At 73.2% G+C, this 783-nt stretch carries 1 protein-coding gene and 1 pseudogene; both read right to left on the bottom strand.

Translation table 11 applies throughout. The annotated features are described in order from the left end of the window. Positions 1-113: pseudogene (locus tag P1P70_RS45305) on the bottom strand (diacylglycerol kinase family lipid kinase); the annotation flags it as partial. A 145-nt stretch (positions 114-258) separates the two neighbouring features. Continuing rightward, a complete protein-coding gene (locus P1P70_RS45310) occupies positions 259-618 on the bottom strand; it encodes a DUF6247 family protein (protein WP_319248420.1) in 360 nt (119 codons plus the stop codon). Between the last annotated feature and the right edge of the window lie 165 nt (positions 619-783).

Below are 783 nucleotides of genomic sequence, written 5' to 3' on the forward strand. Positions count from 1 at the left end.
GTGCCATATCGGGCGAGCGCGGGCGTCGACATGCGGCTGAGACCGAGTACGTCGAGACCTTTATCGAACGAGGCCTTAGGCGACGCGTACACCGGGCGAGTGCCGAGTGTCGTGTCGGCGGGCACGGTTGTGCCGGCGGGAGTGGCCGGACCGGGCGGGCGCGGGTCTCGGCTCCGTCGCCGTCCGTCGCCGTCCGTCGCCGTCCGGTCGCCGTTCGGCCAGGGGCCAGCCGCCGCCCAGTCGCCGGCCGGTTTGCGGTCAGGCGTCGTTCAGGGACTGGCGGGCCGTTGTGTGGAGGGTGTGGATCTCCTCCATCGCCTCGCGCCAGGCGGGGTCGTCGGGGGCCACGGTGCGTGCGGTGTGTTCGGCGGTGCGCAGGCGCGCGGCGGAGGTGGGGACGCGGGCGATCTCGACGGCCACGGCCCAGGTGTCGAGGAACCGGGTGATCGGGCCGAGACTGCCCGTGCGGGCCGCCAGTGTGATCGCCTCGTCCTTCTGCCGTTCCATCTCGCCCACGCGGTGCGGGGCGACCTGCGCCAGGGCCGCGCGCAGCGCCGAGGGTGTCCTCTCCGGCCGCGAGGCGACGGGAGCACCGGGTTCGACCTCCGCCACCACCATCCTGGTCCTCTCCTCGCTCGTACCGGCCCTGCTCCCCGGACACACCTCGGCCGCGGTGGCTCCCCCTCCGCGCCACCGCGGCCGATCCCCGTGGGAAGGGAGCCGGTGCGCGCCGTTACACACTTCCGACCCCGCCAACAAAACCCCTTTTGAAAATCTGGGGGT

Source organism: Streptomyces sp. MB09-02B (assembly GCF_033794485.1).
Lineage (GTDB): Bacteria > Actinomycetota > Actinomycetes > Streptomycetales > Streptomycetaceae > Streptomyces.